The organism is Flavobacterium sp. 1, from assembly GCF_002797935.1.
Taxonomy (GTDB): domain Bacteria; phylum Bacteroidota; class Bacteroidia; order Flavobacteriales; family Flavobacteriaceae; genus Flavobacterium.
In genome coordinates, this window is the sequence record NZ_PGER01000001.1 from 4,147,157 (window position 1) to 4,164,353 (window position 17,197).

At 34.8% G+C, this 17,197-nt stretch carries 15 protein-coding genes; 4 read left to right on the forward strand and 11 right to left on the reverse strand.

From position 1 onward, the window contains the following. Positions 1–15 precede the first annotated feature (15 nt). The 3 genes from CLU83_RS16660 to CLU83_RS16670 all read left to right on the forward strand — a co-directional run bounded on the left by CLU83_RS16660 (position 16) and on the right by CLU83_RS16670 (position 3,001). The gene (locus CLU83_RS16660) at positions 16–303 is read left to right on the forward strand and encodes a hypothetical protein (protein WP_100432643.1); all 288 of its coding nucleotides are present in this window, start codon (positions 16–18) and stop codon (positions 301–303) included. Positions 304–515: 212 nt separating this feature from the next. Then, positions 516–2,630, forward strand: a complete 2,115-nt coding sequence (locus CLU83_RS16665; protein ID WP_100432644.1) for an Hsp70 family protein — start codon at positions 516–518, stop codon at positions 2,628–2,630. Further along, a complete protein-coding gene (locus tag CLU83_RS16670; protein ID WP_100432645.1) occupies positions 2,585–3,001 on the forward strand; it encodes a hypothetical protein in 417 nt (138 codons plus the stop codon). Before CLU83_RS16665 ends, CLU83_RS16670 begins: the two co-directional genes overlap by 46 nt. Positions 3,002–3,089: 88 nt before the next feature. Here the strand turns inward: CLU83_RS16670 and dprA are convergent, their stop codons facing one another. After that, entirely contained in the window at positions 3,090–4,190 is a 1,101-nt protein-coding gene (gene dprA, locus CLU83_RS16675) for a DNA-processing protein DprA (protein ID WP_100432646.1), read from the reverse strand. Positions 4,191–4,403: 213 nt separating this feature from the next. On the opposite strand from dprA, the gene CLU83_RS16680 reads away from it, so the two are divergent. Continuing rightward, a complete protein-coding gene (locus CLU83_RS16680) occupies positions 4,404–5,387 on the forward strand; it encodes an SPOR domain-containing protein (protein WP_100432647.1) in 984 nt (327 codons plus the stop codon). Positions 5,388–5,983: 596 nt separating this feature from the next. Here the strand turns inward: CLU83_RS16680 and CLU83_RS16685 are convergent. The 10 genes from CLU83_RS16685 to CLU83_RS16735 all read right to left on the reverse strand — a co-directional run bounded on the left by CLU83_RS16685 (position 5,984) and on the right by CLU83_RS16735 (position 17,112). Further along, positions 5,984–6,547, reverse strand: a complete 564-nt coding sequence (locus CLU83_RS16685) for a TetR/AcrR family transcriptional regulator (RefSeq protein ID WP_100432648.1) — start codon at positions 6,545–6,547, stop codon at positions 5,984–5,986. 798 nt (positions 6,548–7,345) lie between these two features. Next, the gene (locus CLU83_RS22170) at positions 7,346–7,501 is read right to left on the reverse strand and encodes a hypothetical protein (RefSeq protein WP_157802129.1); all 156 of its coding nucleotides are present in this window, start codon (positions 7,499–7,501) and stop codon (positions 7,346–7,348) included. A gap of 99 nt (positions 7,502–7,600) precedes the next feature. Continuing rightward, positions 7,601–8,269 carry an SIMPL domain-containing protein gene (locus CLU83_RS16695; RefSeq protein WP_232727150.1) on the reverse strand — a complete coding sequence of 223 codons (669 nt, stop codon included), beginning with the start codon at positions 8,267–8,269 and terminating at the stop codon, positions 7,601–7,603. Between the two features lie 629 nt (positions 8,270–8,898). After that, complete coding sequence (locus CLU83_RS16705; RefSeq protein WP_100432652.1) at positions 8,899–9,699, reverse strand: DUF5984 family protein; 801 nt, start codon at positions 9,697–9,699, stop codon at positions 8,899–8,901. 458 nt (positions 9,700–10,157) lie between these two features. Next, a complete protein-coding gene (locus CLU83_RS16710; protein ID WP_157802130.1) occupies positions 10,158–10,460 on the reverse strand; it encodes a hypothetical protein in 303 nt (100 codons plus the stop codon). A gap of 11 nt (positions 10,461–10,471) precedes the next feature. Continuing rightward, positions 10,472–12,112 carry a hypothetical protein gene (locus CLU83_RS16715; protein WP_100432654.1) on the reverse strand — a complete coding sequence of 547 codons (1,641 nt, stop codon included), beginning with the start codon at positions 12,110–12,112 and terminating at the stop codon, positions 10,472–10,474. Positions 12,113–12,292: 180 nt separating this feature from the next. Continuing rightward, positions 12,293–12,655 carry a transcriptional regulator gene (locus CLU83_RS16720; RefSeq protein WP_100432655.1) on the reverse strand — a complete coding sequence of 121 codons (363 nt, stop codon included), beginning with the start codon at positions 12,653–12,655 and terminating at the stop codon, positions 12,293–12,295. A 352-nt stretch (positions 12,656–13,007) separates the two neighbouring features. Next, positions 13,008–13,508: a hypothetical protein gene (locus tag CLU83_RS16725; protein ID WP_100432656.1), complete on the reverse strand. Its 501-nt coding sequence runs from the start codon at positions 13,506–13,508 to the stop codon at positions 13,008–13,010. A gap of 672 nt (positions 13,509–14,180) precedes the next feature. Continuing rightward, positions 14,181–16,454: a helix-turn-helix domain-containing protein gene (locus tag CLU83_RS16730; RefSeq protein ID WP_100432657.1), complete on the reverse strand. Its 2,274-nt coding sequence runs from the start codon at positions 16,452–16,454 to the stop codon at positions 14,181–14,183. A gap of 100 nt (positions 16,455–16,554) precedes the next feature. After that, complete coding sequence (locus CLU83_RS16735; protein ID WP_100432658.1) at positions 16,555–17,112, reverse strand: OmpH family outer membrane protein; 558 nt, start codon at positions 17,110–17,112, stop codon at positions 16,555–16,557. Positions 17,113–17,197: the final 85 nt, after the last annotated feature.

The window sequence follows — 17,197 nt, forward strand, 5'->3', positions numbered from 1 at the left end:
AAATCCAATTTTAAAATGAATGCAATAATAAACCAACTATTTGAGATTGAAAAAAAAGCGCTTGAACAAAACATTGATGGTTTTGAGCGCAATCTAAAAAGAATTTACCACGAATTAGAAGAAAAAGGATATAAAATAGTAAATCCTTTGGGTACAAATTATGATGAAAGAGACAGTTCCATAGAGGCAAATATTCTTAATTCGAACTCAAAAAAAATTACCAAAGTCATTAGGCCCACAATTTATAAATCAGAAAACAATACGTTTCAACTGATTCAAAAAGCAGTAGTTATCGTAGAATAATAAGCTATTAGGTGTAATTTATAAAATTTTTATTTAACACATAGAAACATAGATTTTATTTAAAAAAAGAATGCAAAAAAGAAATACATTTCTTTCACATAGTGAGCTATGAGTGTTTTAAATAAGTGAAACGCCTACATTAGAAGTTGCAAAATCTATGTTTCTATGTGTTGAAAATAGTTACACCAATAGGGAAATAATAATACCATTTTATGAAGAATATAAACATCGGAATTGATTTAGGAACGACGAATTCGGGAATAGCAAAATATGAAAACGGAAAAATCAGCATTTATAAAAATCCTGTTGGTTTCAAAGACACCATTCCCTCAGTGGTTTCATTCCGAAAAGGACGCATACAAATAGGCGAAAAAGCGAGAGAACACAGCGCTACCAACGCCGAAAATGTATTCTCCTCTTTTAAACGAAAAATGGGATCGGATGAAGTGTATTACATCAAAGATTTGGATAAAAACTGCAGTCCGATAGAGCTTTCTTCGATGGTTTTGAATGAGCTGGTTAATTTCGCTCAAGGCGAAAGCTTGAAATCTGCGGTAATTACGATTCCGGCTTCGTTTGATACGATTCAGTCAAATGCTACCAAAAAAGCAGGCTATCAAGCGGGTTTTGAAGAAATTGTTTTGCTCCAAGAACCCATTGCCGCTTGTTTGGCGTATTCCAACTCCTTAAATCTTGAAATCACTTCAGATAAAAAATGGCTGGTATACGATTTTGGAGGAGGAACTTTTGACATTGCATTAATAAACATCAATGAGCGCGACCTCAAAGTATATGATCATAAGGGCAATAATTTTTTGGGCGGTGTTGATTTGGACACTTTGTTTGTTGAGAAAATAATCTGTCCGAAAATCGAAAAGGAAACCCACGAAAGTAATCTCTGGGAGAAGCTGATTTCTAAAGAAAACGCCGCCTACAACAAACTGTTTTTTGAACTGCTGTACAAAGCAGAAGAAGCCAAAAAAGAACTTTCGATAAAAGAAACATCAAACATTGAAATTGACTCTGATGAACTTTCCATCTCCTTGGACATCGAGATCAGCCGAAAAGAATTTGAAACAATCATCCAATCCAAATTTGAGGAATCCTTTCATTTAGTCGAAAAACTGATCAAAGACAATCACTTAAACTTTTCGGATATTGAGCGCATCATCCTTGTTGGCGGTACCACATACATTCCGTACATACGCCAGCAGTTACAGCAAAGAACACAAATTCAGGTAGAAACCACTTTGGATCCTACAACTGCTGTAATCATTGGCGCGGCGTATTATGCGGGTTCAAAACCTTCGGAATTAATTGAGCAAGAAATCTTAAACGAACCTAAAATTGAACAAAACAACATTCAGGTTGAAACAATCTATGAACCCCATTCTAAAGATTCCGAAGAACTGATTGTAATTCTTTTGGAAGAATCATTCGACGGTTATTATAGAATTACCCGAGCCGACGGCGGTTTTGACACCGGTCTCTTAAAAGCAAGTAAAAAAATAGCCGAGTTTGTTCCTTTGCTGGAAAAAACAACCAATCAGTTTACGCTGTTTTTATACGATCAGCAGCAAAAACAAGTGTTTAGCAATGCTAATATCCAGATTACAAATGGCTTATATAGTATTTTGGGCCAGCCAATTCCGAATGATATCTGTTTAGAATTAGACGAAGAAACGGGTAAAAGCCACATGGAAATTATCTTTAAGAAAAATGATATTCTGCCTTTAAAGAAAACCATTTACAAAACCTGTTCGAAAAACATACTAAAAAACTCCGACCAAAAACTAATCATAAACGTAGTTGAAGGCAATGCAGGAAGTATGGTGGGCAGTAACCTTTCCATTGGTTATATCGAAATCTGCGGCAGTAATTTTGAGCAGGATCTGCTGAAAGGAATGGATATTGAGCTTAATTTTAAGGTTTCGGAGTCGCGGGATTTAAGTATTGATGTTTATATCAGCGCATTGGATTTGGAAATAAGCGAAGTCTTCAATCCGCATCAAAGAAAAATTTCGATTGATAAATTATCATTGGAAATCAAAAATGCTTTAGACACTGTTTTAGAAGAAATCAGGAATGAAGAGCCAAATGAGAATTATGAATATCTGGCCAAATTAAAAAGATCCCAAGAATCGTTAACCGTTCTTTATAACGAGGCATTGGAGAATAAAAATGATGCCATAACCGATAAAAAATATCAGATTGACGAACTGAAAAAATCTACATTCAGGAATTTGACGATATTATTCGGCACAAACACGTATTGTCAGAGATGGAAGAGTACAGCAAAATCAAGGACAGCCTTTACTTTTATCTAGAAAAAGCCAGCCCAAGACAAAAAGAAGAGTATGAAAAAATCATAAGAAATGAAAAAGAAGTTCTTCAATCCAACAACAAATATTTAATCCGCAAAAAAAATAAAGAGCTTGAAAGCCTGCTGGATAACATTTATCAAAATCAAGATGAAAGCTACATAGACTATTTTTATTATTTGCGTTTTGAAGATCCGAGTGCTTTCAAAGACAGATCCAAACACAGTAAACTGATGCAGTTGGGAGAAAAAGCAATTGACAACTCCAACCTAATCGAATTAAAATCGATATGCCATCAGCTGTATCATTTATTGATTGTTAAGCCCAAAAGGAGAGACGATTTCAACACATTTGACGGGAATCTTGGGATAAAATAAACATTCCCCACGGTTGAAATCGTGGGCTACAATGATAATAACGAAACACAATCAATTTTTATAGATCCCAAATTTCTGAAATCAAAAATCAAATCGCTTCAAACATTTTCCCAGGCAAAGGCCGTATCACGCCTTTTAATTCCATATTCAAAAGTAATCCCGAAATTCTATAAATCGGAAAATCACAATGCAGGGCAATGATGTCCATTAATTCTTTCCCAGTTTTCAGGAGATAATCGTACACTTTCTGCTCGTCATCATCCAGCGTGACAAACAGCTGTTTTTGAACTGCTTTGGTTTCCTGCACAATATCCCAATTCAGGTTGTAAATCAAGTCGGCTGCACTGGTGAGTAAATTTGCTTTTTGAGTTTTAATCAAATTATTGCAGCCTTGACTGTATTTGTCGGTGGTTCGTCCTGGAACAGCAAAGACATCGCGGTTGTAATCATTGGCCATATTCGCAGTGATGAGCGAGCCGCCTCTATCTGCAGATTCGATAACAATTGTAGCTTCACTAATTCCGGCTACAATTCTGTTTCGGCGGACAAAATTCTCTTTGTCTGGATTTGAGGAGCTCCAAAATTCAGTCATAAAACCGCCGTTTTGCTCCATTTTGGCCATATACTTCTTATGTGGTTTGGGATAAATTTGATTCAAACCATGCGCCACAACTCCAATAGTCTGCAAATTATTCTCCATTGCCAATTGATGTGCCACAATATCCACGCCATAAGCAAAACCGCTGACGATTATCGGATCCAAAGGCGCTAAATCTTCTATTAATTTTCGGCAGAATTCAGTTCCATACGAAGTGATTTGACGCGTACCGACAATGCTGATTATTTTTCGGTTTTTGAGATTAATGTTTCCAGCCGAAAACAACAGAACCGGCCCGTCGATACAGTGCTTCAACCGATCAGGGTAGTTGTGATCCTGAAAACTAAGAACTTCAATATTGTTCTTTTGAATGAAATCCAATTCTTGTTTTGCTTTTTCAAAAACGCTTTTATCCTTAAAATTTTTAAGCAAAACAGTTCCTACCCCATCAATGGAGGCAAGCTGCTGTGATTTGGCATTCAAAACATTTTCGGCAGTTCCAAAGTGAGTAAGCAGTTTTTTGGCCATTATATCGCCCACGCCTTCAACACGCAGTAAAGCCAACAGGTAAAATATATTTTCTTCTGACATATCTTACAATTATACGATAAATATTTAAAAAAAAACTACTTACAGGTTCACAGTTCTATCAATTTATAAAAAAATGAACCAAAAAAAGAGTTGCTAAATAAAAATTCGTCAAAAACAAAACAGTAATCTACTGATAGTGCATTACTTGCAAATTGTTAATAAAAATTGTGAATAAAATTTTGATAACTATTCACGTTGCATAACTTTGTTAACATGAAAATAGAACTTTACATCGCGCAGCTTTTATACCGTTATCAATGTGTAACCGTTCCAGGTTTTGGAGCTTTCTTGGCCGAAATTCAATCGGCTCAACTGCTTGAAAACTCTCATTCTTTTTTTCCGCCAAAAAAAATGATTTCTTTTAATTCCAACATCAAAAATAATGATGGATTATTAGCCAATCATATTGCCCAAGCGGAAAAGACTTCCTATGATTATTCCTTGAGTGCTATTGAATACGAGGTGCTAAACTGGAAAAAATCGTTACAGGAAGACCGTTCGTTAACCATAAAAAATATTGGTGTCCTTAGTTTGAATGCCGAAAATAATATTCTTTTTGCGCCAAACGAGCAAACCAATTACAATGCAAAATCTTTCGGGCTTACATCTTTTGTTTCGCCAGCCGTAAAAAGAGAATTGGAACTTATTAAACCTGAAGCAGTAACTGAAATCCAAAAAACAGTAATCGAAGAAGAAAAACCTATTTTCAATTTTATTCCTGAAACTGAAGCCAGAAAAAGCAATCCTTACCTAAAATATGCCGCAGTATTCGTAATTGGATTGGCTGTTGCCGGATCTGTAGGATATCCAATATATCAAAACCAAATTGCCACTGAAACTCTTTTGGTAGAAACAGCAGTGCAAAAAAAGGTGCAAAATAAAATACAGGAAGCTACTTTCTTTATCCAGACACCAATTCCAGCCGTTACGCTGTCTTTAAAATCGGACAAGAAAGAAGCAGTAAAACTACCTTATCACATTATGGCCGGCGCTTTTAGAAGTGAAGCCAATGCTCAAAAGAGATACAATCAATTGGTTGCCAAAGGTTTTGATGCAAGAGTATTGGGTGTAAACAAAAATGGCTACTACCCAGTTTTATACGGAAGCTATACTACTTTTGCGGAAGCAGAAAAAGAAAAAAATGAAATTATCGAAACAGATAATCCACAAGCATGGATTTTGATCCAATCTTTGTAGAAATCTAATTTTTCAAAATACAAAATCACGAATAAAACCAAATCAGAAGAGTGGTTTATTCGTGATTTTTTGTTTACCGCTTTTTCATTATGAAATCAAAAAGCTGTTTTAAAGCGCCTGATGCATTTTTATTCCAAAATCAATCGAGAAGAACCATAGATCTTAAAACTCTTTTAAAACAAATAAAATGACCTTTGTAAGACATAAAGCAAATGTCTTAAGAACTCAATCATTTTATAAAGGCAATTTTCAAGAGCAATTGAAGAATCAGCAATTACAGGGCAAAGAAATTGATTACTTGCTATTATAATTTTACAGTCACTCTTGGTTAGTGTCTGATTCCGTTTCGATCTTCCTGCTGCCGAAAGAAATCAGGGGGATTATGACTTCAAAATACAATTTCTGTCCGATGCTGTTTCATAACCTCTTTTAGAAAAAACATTAGCTGCATTTTGCAAAATGAATTTATAGGTCAAAAGTGTTCAGGATTAAAACAGCCGCAGATAAAATGATTTAATCTGTGGCTGTTTTTTGCTAACAACTCTCTATAAATTTAATTGCCAATTTCAATTAATTAAAAACTGACTAATCAGTCATTAATCTTCAATCATTTTCCAAAAAAGTTCAAAAGTTTCATTAATCAATTCCGCTGTTTCGTCTTTAAACGTATCAGCAGAAATAAGATAATAATACAGACCATTTATTTGGGCTGTAAAAAGGGAAAAAATAAAAGCTGCGGGCAAAGATTTTAAAAGTACAAGATCAATTCCTTTTTGAATTAAAACATATAGCGGATGTTCATCTTGACTTAAAGTTCTTGTTATCGCAGATTTGTAATAAGGGGAATTAATAAATTGCTGTAAATACTTAAATTCAATTACGTTTTCTAAATTCCACTGCACAGAAGCTGCAAACAAGGAACGAAATGACTCTTTGGAAACTGAATGCGGTCCTAAGCTTTCAATAATAAAATCATCCATTTTCTTGACAATGCTGTTATAAATTGCAACAACGAGAATCTCTTTGGTTGCAAAATAATTAAACAGCGTTCCGTTTGCAATGCCTGCTTCTTGAGCAATTCTGCTCGTTGCAGTTCCATGAAACCCATTTTCAGCAAAGAGCTTAAGCGCTGCTGCGATAATTACCTGATCTTTATTCATTTTTAATAACTGATTAATCAGTCGTAAAGATAATCAAAAAAATACTTAACTCTGATTCCATTTTACAAATCTAATAGACCTGAATTCTTCTTCAAAATTAAACACTTTTTTTAAATCCTTTAAGCATAAATAATTTGAATGAATATAATTTCAAAATCACAGTATCTATTTGTTAAGCTTAGGTACAAATTTTACCAATCACTTTTATACTCTTTATTTAACAGACAATTCATTTACCTATTACAAAATCAATACAATAACTTTTAGTCTTTAATCGGATTATCGTGTTATATATCAGATTTATTTTTAACAAAAATAACCTTATTATATATTTGTATATATCTTATTCTCAGAAATATATAATAAAACTGGAGTTATTATTGAAATTAAAACTAAAAAAACTAAAGATGAAAACCAATCAAATTACCACCAAAGAATGTGCATATTTAATCTATGCCTATGTAAGCATCTCTACATTTGTATTGATGGCAATTAGCAAAATCACAGACAGTCTTGAAAAAGCCCTAAATTTCAATTCAACGGTGTCACTAATAATTATTTTAAACATGATAATATTTGTCTCTTCGCGTTTTTTATTCAAAAAAAATCATATCGTTCACAAATAATCATCTTACTAAATCCTGCAATTAGATTTTAAACAGATTGACATCAAAAGAGGCTGAATCGGTATTCAGTCTCTTTTTTTTTACCAAAAAGCCATAAGAAATACTTTCCTTATGGCTTCATGAGTTTTCAACCTAATCTCAATTTATAAAATGTAAATATTATCTAACAACTTTATTTACCTGTTTCTACGAACTTTATGGCACGTTCTAAAACTTCGTCTTTTCCCTGCTGAATACTAAGAAGTGCGGGTTTAACTTCAATGTCAGGAATGATTCCGATTCGTTGTGTTTCGCGTCTGTCTGGATAATAAACACCAATTCCTGACATTATTGTAGATATTGCTGACTCTCAGCAGTTTCGTTCAACACCCGTTTCATTGTTTGTGCTGCGCACGCAACGAGACCTTTGCCGTTATGCGAGGTATTTCTATTCGATTTTGAATTTAATATAAATTTGGCTTTCAATTCTAATTTTTTCAAACTCAATATCAATTGGAACATAGTTTTGTTTGTTTCTGTTTGAGTAACCGACGACCACAACTTCTTGTAATTCGAAGTTGCTATTATTATTTCTGTCAACTACTGTTTTTAAGTCAGAGATAAATATTGCGTTTCCAATTTTTTGATTCAATGCTTCAGCCATATAATTGGCTTGATTTTTTGCCTTTACAACTGCTTTTTGTTTTAAAGGCAAAAACATTTCGTTTATTTTGGAATATTCAGTTTTTTCAAGTGTAACATTTGAAATTCCAATTTCTTCTAATTCAGCTAATACTTTGCCTGCAACTTTTGAATCATAAACAACTAAAATATAATTTTTTGTTTTCTGGATATCTTGTTGCTTTAAAAGATATTTTTTATAATTACTCGCTAAATCTTTAAGAGTTAATTGAGTTTGAGTATTTATTCCAAGTTTTTTTAAACTTTCATTCATCGTAGTTTCTAATTCTTCCACCGAAATTTTCCCTTTAGTGTCTTTTTCAGAAATTACAATTTTTAGAAATATTCTGTCAGGTGTTACTAACGTATCACATTTTGCCGAAGTTTCTAAATAGGGTAAATCAATAAAATTTTTCTCTTGCGAGAATGCATTCAAACTTATTAAAGTAAAAATTAAGAGTATTATTTTTTTCGTTTTTATTTGTTTACGTTTTTTTGGTAATATCTCGCCTGACGTCAGTCTGTGAAAAAACTAAAATCAGTCTCTTGAGAATCTCATATTTGAGATTTTTCTTTGGTATTTCCTCCGAATATTTTCTAAATTTAAAGTAGTTTTTTCACAGCCTGACGTTCTCGCGCTACACGCAGTTTGAGATTAAATTAAGTCCTATTTTCGGATTTGCCAAATCTCCCAAATACAAAACCGTTTTTCCATTAAGCCTATTGCCCAGATCCGTTGTAGTACCTGTTGAACTAAACCTTCGGTAGCTGTATTACGTGAATACAACGTCTCAAAAAATAGCTCTAAATCAAATTTCAAAAACAATAGTGCAACATAAATATATTTCTTATTTTTGAGCTGTAAAAAACTAATCAACAAAATTTTAATTCATTTAAAATTAGATATTTGTCGATAAATCCATAATAAGCTTAGTAAGCTTTCTTAAATATTCCTTTTCACACTTTTCGATAACTCCATAGGGATGGATGTACAGCGGTTCCGTTCAACACGGGTTTCATTGTTGGTGCTACGCACCCAACGAAACCCTTGTTGTTAGGCGTTCATTATTTTATTTCGTTTGTCATTCGGTTAAATAATTGTTTTATTTCTGACCAGTCTGTTTTGTCCGTTGGTTCTTGGTCAAGTAATAGAAGAGTTGAGAAAAAGTCATCTTTTCTTTCTTTGTGTTCTTCAACTAATCTTTGCTTGTCAATTTTTATATTTCCCCACTCTTTAGAAACAGCTAACTCAATTTGCTTTTCCATTTCGGCAAAGAAAGACTGACCAAATACTTTAATTTTATTTACAAAGTCAGAATAGTCCATTTCAAAACTACCGTCCTTCGCTGTCCACAAACTTATTCCATTTTCCAAAATATGTTCTGTGTCCCAAACAATTCTCACTTTGTTGTTTCTTCTGAAAAATGACAAATGTGGTCCACCAATTAAGTGTCCAGAGTCAAAGGTTCTTTGGTATGTCCACGAAATCAATTTGTCATACTCTTCAAAATAAAAATCGCTGTATTCGTCTTCGTCTGTGTCGTAAATGTCAAGCCATTTTTTTGAGTCAGATTTGAATTTATTTAGGTCTTTTGTCAATTCGTAAAATTCTTCGGGAATTGTCTCTCTAAACTTGTCAAAAAGTTCCGTGAAGTCTTCAATAAATCTAGCTAACGGATAGTCGTTGTATGGTGTAGGTTTATTTACCCAATGATTAATAGCTTCTGATGAATATTCATAAATTGTTTGGTCGCCAAATTTCAGCCATAAGTCACCATCTGTCAGCCAAAACCAACTTGTAGACAAATTGGGTTCCTGTCCAACGGGTAATATTTTGTCTAATTCTCTTAGTTTAAAATGTATCACTGTCGTTTTTTTATAATGACGCCTAACGTCAGTCTATGAAAAAACTAAAATCAACCTCTTGAGAATCTTACTATTTGAGTTTTTTCTTTGGTAATCCTCCGAATACGTTCAAAATTTAAAGTAGTTTTTTTACAGCCTGACGTTCTCGCGCTCTTATGATGGTGGGGATTTGATAATCCGCTATCCAGATTTGTTAGTTTATTTTTATAAGGATATTTTTGGTAACTGGATCTTGGCTAGAGGTTTTTATGTTAAAAATTTCAAAGCAGTTTTAGAATATTTCTAAAAACTACTTCTAAAACAAGATTATTCTCCAATAATGCAATAATTTATATACCAAACTCTATATAACATGATGCCTTTATCTTTTCTTTCTGAAAAATCAAGAATGTAAATTATTTTGCCCCTATGAAATAAATTACATGCAATGTCTTGATAATCTAAATTTTTTACAGAATTTATTTCAATAATATTTTTTTTATTTTTTTTAAAAATGATTGGTTTACTCTTTTATGTTCTAAAATTTTATCATAATTTCTGACAAATTCAAAAGACAAAGTTGTTTCCTTTGAATTATTTTTCTTATAAGTGTATTCTCTATTTTTAAATCCGTTTTTTTCTTCAGGGTAGTCTATTTTAGTGTTAAACTTTCCTTCTTTAAAAGGTATATAAATAGTGTCTAGTTTTTTTATGTCTTCATAACTCTGTGAAAACATTGTGTTCGAAAAAAAAACTAAAATCGATACATATAGATACTTCATAATAACATATTTTAAGGTTGTAATTCATTATGCCCATACTCTATATATTTGGCAAACAACTTCCATTGATCTGAATTTACTGGAAGATCTTGTTTAAAACAACTTGTCCCATCCAATCCTTTAAAACTAAGATATTTGTAGTATTCAGACCAAATCCACTGTGTTGATGTTAGAGGTGTAGGGTGCATTGTAATTTCAGTATCAACTACGTTTCTCCCTGTTTGAGTCGTTACCAAATCTCTAATTTCTCCAAGCACCTTTTGCATAGTAGGAATCATTTTACCATACATAAAATCGTGTTGTTCATTCGCAGTTGGATACATTGTATTAATTACACCCGTAATATCCATTCCAACAGTCTGATTTGCAAGCTTTATCATAAGATATGCGTGAATACATTCGTGTAAAACGGTTTTAGCATTTTCTATTTTGCTTTGGTTCATAGTTCCATCAGCGGTTAATATTTGCTTGCTAATTTTTATGACAATATTTTTGGTAACTGGATCTTGGCTAGTGGTGGCATGCACTTCTTTATTTGTAGAATCATATACATGCTCTGCAATTTCAAATTTCACATTGAATCTTGTTTGAGTACCGCCAAACAAATCTGTAAAAAGTGTTTTAAATTCAGGTGACTTTGTTAAGGCATCATAAACTTCATTGAATTTCTGTTTTTCTGGAGTGTCATTTCCTTCTACACTGGTTAGGTCAACATTAAAAGGAGAAAGAGCAGAAGCTGCCATATTAATGGATGGATTAATAGAAATCCCTACAGTACCATTGGTCGATGTACCATTACAATCTACGGTAGTTTTATCTTGGCTATTAATTGTCGGATGGAAATAATAAAAATAATATGAACCACTATTTGTGCCATTAGCAGCACCACCAGTGTTGCTTGAAGTTTGCGTACCATCGCTATAGCTTGTATATGTAGTGCCTCCACTAGTCCAACTTACTGAAAAATTATCCGAACCAGTAGAACCAATAGTACTAAAATAGGAAGTGTTGTCTACGTTTGAGTCTGAATTATTTGATTCTATAAAGTCTCCGCTACCCCCTCCAGTATAAGTGATTTCTACAGGAGGGCAATCTCCAGCCGCTTTACTAATATTTTTTTTGTTTTTAGAAAAAATATCGGTGTATTTGTGTAACGAAATAATTCCCTTAAAATATCTAAAGTCATAATTATGAGCTTTGAAACTATCTAAAGCTGATGGACTGCAGGTGTATTTAACAACACTAACTGATTTTTCTCCTGAGGATGAAATATTTACTACAAGATTGTAATAAATATTTTCGGGAGTATCTTCGATTGCAAAATAAATACTGTAATTTTTGTTATCGACTTTATCAATGGTTTCTACAATGCTATTTTCATTAAAGATAGTTTTTGACATTATATCTGAACTGTTATTATTTCTAGAAATAATACTCCCAATTTTACTTTCTATGAAGCTATCGACTTCTGGGATATCTTTGAGGGATACGTTATTTATAATAAGATCAGAGTTTGTAGAATTAGGATTTATTGTCTCTTGATATAAATCTTTCTCGCAGCTTGATAGGATAATAACAAAGCAAAATAGTATTGCTTTTGTGATTTTTTGCAGTTTTTGTTTCATTTCTTCTGTTTTTTTTATTTGTTTCATCTCTATTTGTGCATAACGGGTTTTGAAATATTATTTTTCCAAGAAATATTACTTTTCAAACTGTTAAATATTCGCGACTTTTTATAGCAGTTTGTTTGATAAAATCTCTTGCGACTAATATTTATATGACAAACATCAGATTATTCTTCAAATATAAAGATTTATCTCGATCCAATTCGTTTATTTTTGTATTAATTCTCTCATGGTTTCGAGCCGAATTTCCATTTTTTGTATGATTGCCTCTTTTTCAGCCAGTTCTTCTTTTAGGGCTTTTTCGCGAATGGTTTCAAAACGAAACGGCAGGTATTCGCCCAAGTGCGCAATAAAATTGTAATTCATTGCCATACTCAGCTTCCATAAAATGGCAAACTGCAAGGACTCTTTCTTAAAATATTCGTTCAATCCCGTGGGGAGTATGCCCAATGCTCTGGCAACATCGGCTTTCTTAATTTTATTCTGGATGATGTGATAATGGATAAAATTGCCAATCGCTGGGTAATGTTCCCCTTTTCCATTCTTGTATTTGTTGCTGGTGGATATCATCTTTTGTGTGTTTTAGGTTATGAATACAGGCTGTTTTTCTAAAAAAATGGTGCTAAACACTAATAGTATTGGTTCGAACTACATAGTTTATTGGTTTGAACTACATACATTGTTGGTTCGAACTACATATCTTATTGGTTCAAACTATATGTTTTATTGGTTTAAACTACATACATTGTTGGTTCGAACTAATGGTTCTATTGGTTCGACAAACCAATAAAGCTGGTTTAAACTACCAATACTATTGGTTCGAACTACATAGAATTGCTTTTGGATACCAAAAAAAACGGCAAAAAAATTGCCCCTTTTGAAATAAAAGAGGCGATTGCGGTTATTTAATAAACAAATTGTTTTACGACACCGCTGGTAGTACTGGCGGAGATGTAACGGCATTACCACCACTAGTTGCAAAACGTTTTTTGAGCTGATCGACTATGCTGTCGGCGCCCAGAACTCCAGCATCGGCTGCCGAGCCAAAAGATTTATAAAGTGCCAGTGCCACGCCATAGGCCTCACTTCCTGCCAGCATTTTGGTGTCTTCAATGCGCTCACAAAGCTGGTTGGCCAATCCCGAGATCTCATCCAGCTGGACAAAAAGCGTTAAATCGTTTTGCATATTCGCCACCGAAAGATAAGACGGAACAAGCGTAGTGTTGTTTACTGCCGCATTAATGGCATCTTCGGTAAACGCTTTGTTGCTGACATCGACGGTGTTTAATGATTTTCGCTCATCGGCGGTTAACCCCACCAGAAAAGGAAGATTGGTCAAGATAGTTTGAAAAGCGGCTTTGACTGCCGTTACCTGTGCTGCCGTTGCAGTCGCGTTTACGCGGTTGTTGAGCAAATTTGACATAAATAGTTGTTTTAATGGTTATTACAATAATAGATTGTAAAACCAAAGCTAAACTATTCTTGCTTTTTTGCATAGCGTTTTTTCTTTCAAAACAAACAATTTTGTTATATTTATAAGTAAAAAACTACTCTATTAGTCTACAATAGAAAGATTTATAGCACTAAAATATCGGAGTGCTGCCTAAAAATGGCACACAGCTGACCGCAAAGAATACCATGTATATTTTTTTGCCACTGATTACACAGATTCTCACAGATTTCATTACACTTTAAAAAAATCTGTGTAAATCTTTTTAATCTCTGGCTAATAAGATTCTTGTAACAACTTGAAGCCCGCATGAGGGTAGTGTCATTAAGTTAAGGAATCCAGCGGATTTCAATGTTTATAGAATAATTCAATTATCGAAGTTCCTACAACCCCGCTGGGGTCGGACGTACACCCTGCATTTTTTTCTATAAACATTTGACCTCTCTGAGTTCAATAAAATCCTTAACTCAATGACATTGCGCGTGAGGGATAGAAATAAGCTGCCGAAGCAGCATGGATAGCCCGACCGCTTTGAGAAAAGGAGGCGGATAACCGCTCCAATAAGCTGCCTCCTTTTCTCAAAGGGGTCACGCCCAAACGAGCATTAACGCATTTAATAAGTGATTAATCCTGAATTTATTAGTTCTAATGAAGATTCAAACTCGCCTTAAACATCCGGAGTTCTTCCCAGCTGAAGGTGTCGCCGTATTTTTCTTTTAAGGGCGAAACCGATTCTTCCTTGTAGCCTTCAAAAGCCTCACGGAGCGCTGTGACTTTATCTTCGGGAAGCACTTCGCTGATGGTAATGGTTTTGGACTGAATCAGTTTGGTCAGGTGCGACAAAATGGTTTCCTGGTTGTATTTTCGGATGAGCGCAATTTCGGGAACGGTTTTCTTTTCCAGCCACAGTTCATAGGTTAATTCCACTGTAGATTTTTTGGGTTCTTTAGTGCCGGATTTTTTAGGTGCGTATCGTTCGGCATCTTTTTCGTCCTCAATCAGCGTGATATTGGCTTTCTTGAAATCTTCGAACACACGATTGAGCTTAATGGTTTTGTATTCTTTAATTTCGGCTGAAGTTAATTTCTCCTTCGAAATAGCTTCGCCTTTTACCAGCGTTGCCACCATAAGCTTGGCTTTCAGCAGCTGCAATACTGCCTTGGTCTGTAAGTCGTCGAGTATAGTCAATTCATCATAAAATGATTTGGCTTTTTTGAGCCGTTTTACTTCTTCAATTTTCCACAGGATTTCATATACCAGTTTGTCCATGGGCTCCATGAAATAATTGAACGCGGCATTGATGCGGTCCGAAATATGATTGAACTCCACTTGTTCGCTGTGGAACAATCTGTCCAGCTGTACCAAAAACTTGGATGATGGCTCTAGTAGCTGCCAAATAATTCCGGCTTGGTTTTTGGCCCAAGCAGCGTGTTTGGATTTAGCAGAATTTTCGGCATCTTCGTTGTAACTAAACTGGTGGTTGCGCCATTCTTGTGCCAGTTCGTTCCAGTCGAAGCTGTTTTTCAGATAGTTGAGGATAAAATTTTTGGTTTCCCGTTTCAAAGCATTGGCTAAGGCTTCTTCCGAAGCTTTGTTCTCGGCATAATCCATCACTTCCTGATCGTTTGAAATGCCGTTCATCCGCAGCGGAGAAAGCAAAATAAGCCCGTTTAAGGAGCGTAAACGCGATAATGCTACATACGCTTGTCCGGGCAGAAAAACTTGCGATACATCAAGCGCAGCTTTGTCAAAAGTTAGTCCCTGGCTTTTGTGGACGGTTATCGCCCATGCCAGCTTGATTGGATAATGGACAAATGAGCCAAGAACCTCCTCCTCTATTTCCTTGGTCATTTCGTTTACCGTGTATCGGATATTCTGCCACTCGTACTTATCGACTTCAATGGTTTTGCCCTCATCGGGAAAATGAACCCAGATTTCTTTACTGGTCATCGTTTTTACAATTCCCATTTTTCCGTTGAAATAATTTTTCTCCAGCGACAGATCGTTTTTGACAAACATAACCTGCGCTCCTTCTTTCAGCTGCAGATTGGAATCTACGGGATATATTTTCTCCGGAAAGTCTCCTGTAATTACAGGCAGAAAAGTCATTTGTTTCCCTTCAAGATCTTCAAGCGATTGGGCATTCATTACATCGGCTTTGGCATTATGCGTAGTCAAAGTGATATAGCCTTTATTGGCTTTCAGATCAAAATCGGGTTTCACAAATTCATTCAGTGTTTGTATATCGCTGGGGGTTATCTCGTTGTTGCGCAGATTATTCAAAACCGAAATGAAACGGTCGTCAGTCTGGCGGTAAATTTTGGACAGTTCAATATACAGCGGCGGATACTGCTGAATCACATGTGCATGAAAAAAGAATTTTCCTCTGTAGTAATTTCGAAGTGTGCGCCACTCTTCATCGCGGATAATTGGCGGCAATTGTAACAAATCGCCGATAAACAATACTTGAACCCCTCCGAAAGGCGCCGATTTCTTCCGGACGGTCTGCATCATATAATCCATTGCATCAAGCAAATCGGCACGTAACATACTGACTTCGTCAATGATAAGCAATTCCATGTTCCTGATTACAGCCCGTTTTTGGCCGCTCATTTTGAAATGCCTCCGCAAAGTCGCCTTAGTTTCAAACTTCGAAGTATCAGAAAACTGCGGATCTGAATTATCAGGAATAAAACCGCCAAAAGGCAACTGAAACATTGAGTGTATGGTAACACCGCCAGCGTTCAGGGCCGCAATTCCTGTTGGCGCCACTACAACGGTATTTTTGTGAGTAGTCGCAATAATTTCCTTAAGGAGTGTCGTTTTTCCGGTCCCAGCCTTTCCAGTCAGAAAAACCGATTGGTGGGTTTGGTTGATAAAACGGAGAGCATAAGCGGCGGCTTCAGAGATGGATTGCATTTGGCGTATAATTTAAAGCACTAAAATAGTATAATAATGAAATAAAAAAACCTTCAATCTAATTCAAGATGAAGGTTTTATAAATTTATGAAACTAAAAATTACTTCTTAACTTCTTCCGTTTTTTCAGCTGATTTGTATTTTTCGTTCAATAATTTTGTGATTTCTTTTGTAATGTCATAAGAATCTTTAGCATACAAAACAGAAGCAGCATCACCAGTACCGTAGATATAATCATATCCTTTTTCTTTACCGTAATCTTTGATGAATTTTTTAACTCCTTTTACAAGAGAATCCATTTCTTTTCCGCTTTCCTGCTGTAACTGCATTTGAAGACCCTGTTGCGCCTGAGCTAATTGCTGCTCTCTGCGCTGTAGTTCTGCACCCTTTTTTTGAGCCCATTCCTGACCGTTCGCTTGTGCACTACTTTGAAAACTGGCAGCTTCTTGTTTGAATCTGTTAATCTCAGCTTCTAACTGTCTTCCTTTTTCTGCAGCCTGTCCTTTGTATTTTGCCTCTAAATCTTTAGTTTCTGTATATTCTTTCATCAACTCAGCGGTATCCACATAAGCTGTTTTAAATTCTTTTGCTTCGGGAGCTTTTTTATCACAAGAAATAAGTGATATTGAAATTGCGATAAATAATAATACTTTCTTCATTTTGGTGTATTTCAGTTTTTTTATGTATGGTTGACAAAAATATAAAAAAATAGATAGTATTAATAAAAAGTTTTAAATAATGATT

Coding starts and splice junctions, on each gene's coding strand:
- CLU83_RS16660 (WP_100432643.1), top strand. CDS start 16: ATGAATGCAATAATAAACCAACTATTTGAGATTGAAAAAAAAGCGCTT.
- CLU83_RS16665 (WP_100432644.1), top strand. CDS start 516: ATGAAGAATATAAACATCGGAATTGATTTAGGAACGACGAATTCGGGA.
- CLU83_RS16670 (WP_100432645.1), top strand. CDS start 2,585: ATGGAAGAGTACAGCAAAATCAAGGACAGCCTTTACTTTTATCTAGAA.
- dprA (WP_100432646.1), bottom strand. CDS start 4,190: ATGTCAGAAGAAAATATATTTTACCTGTTGGCTTTACTGCGTGTTGAA.
- CLU83_RS16680 (WP_100432647.1), top strand. CDS start 4,404: ATGAAAATAGAACTTTACATCGCGCAGCTTTTATACCGTTATCAATGT.
- CLU83_RS16685 (WP_100432648.1), bottom strand. CDS start 6,547: ATGAATAAAGATCAGGTAATTATCGCAGCAGCGCTTAAGCTCTTTGCT.
- CLU83_RS22170 (WP_157802129.1), bottom strand. CDS start 7,501: ATGTCAGGAATTGGTGTTTATTATCCAGACAGACGCGAAACACAACGA.
- CLU83_RS16710 (WP_157802130.1), bottom strand. CDS start 10,460: ATGAAGTATCTATATGTATCGATTTTAGTTTTTTTTTCGAACACAATG.
- CLU83_RS16715 (WP_100432654.1), bottom strand. CDS start 12,112: ATGAAACAAATAAAAAAAACAGAAGAAATGAAACAAAAACTGCAAAAA.
- CLU83_RS16720 (WP_100432655.1), bottom strand. CDS start 12,655: ATGATATCCACCAGCAACAAATACAAGAATGGAAAAGGGGAACATTAC.
- CLU83_RS16725 (WP_100432656.1), bottom strand. CDS start 13,508: ATGTCAAATTTGCTCAACAACCGCGTAAACGCGACTGCAACGGCAGCA.
- CLU83_RS16730 (WP_100432657.1), bottom strand. CDS start 16,454: ATGCAATCCATCTCTGAAGCCGCCGCTTATGCTCTCCGTTTTATCAAC.
- CLU83_RS16735 (WP_100432658.1), bottom strand. CDS start 17,112: ATGAAGAAAGTATTATTATTTATCGCAATTTCAATATCACTTATTTCT.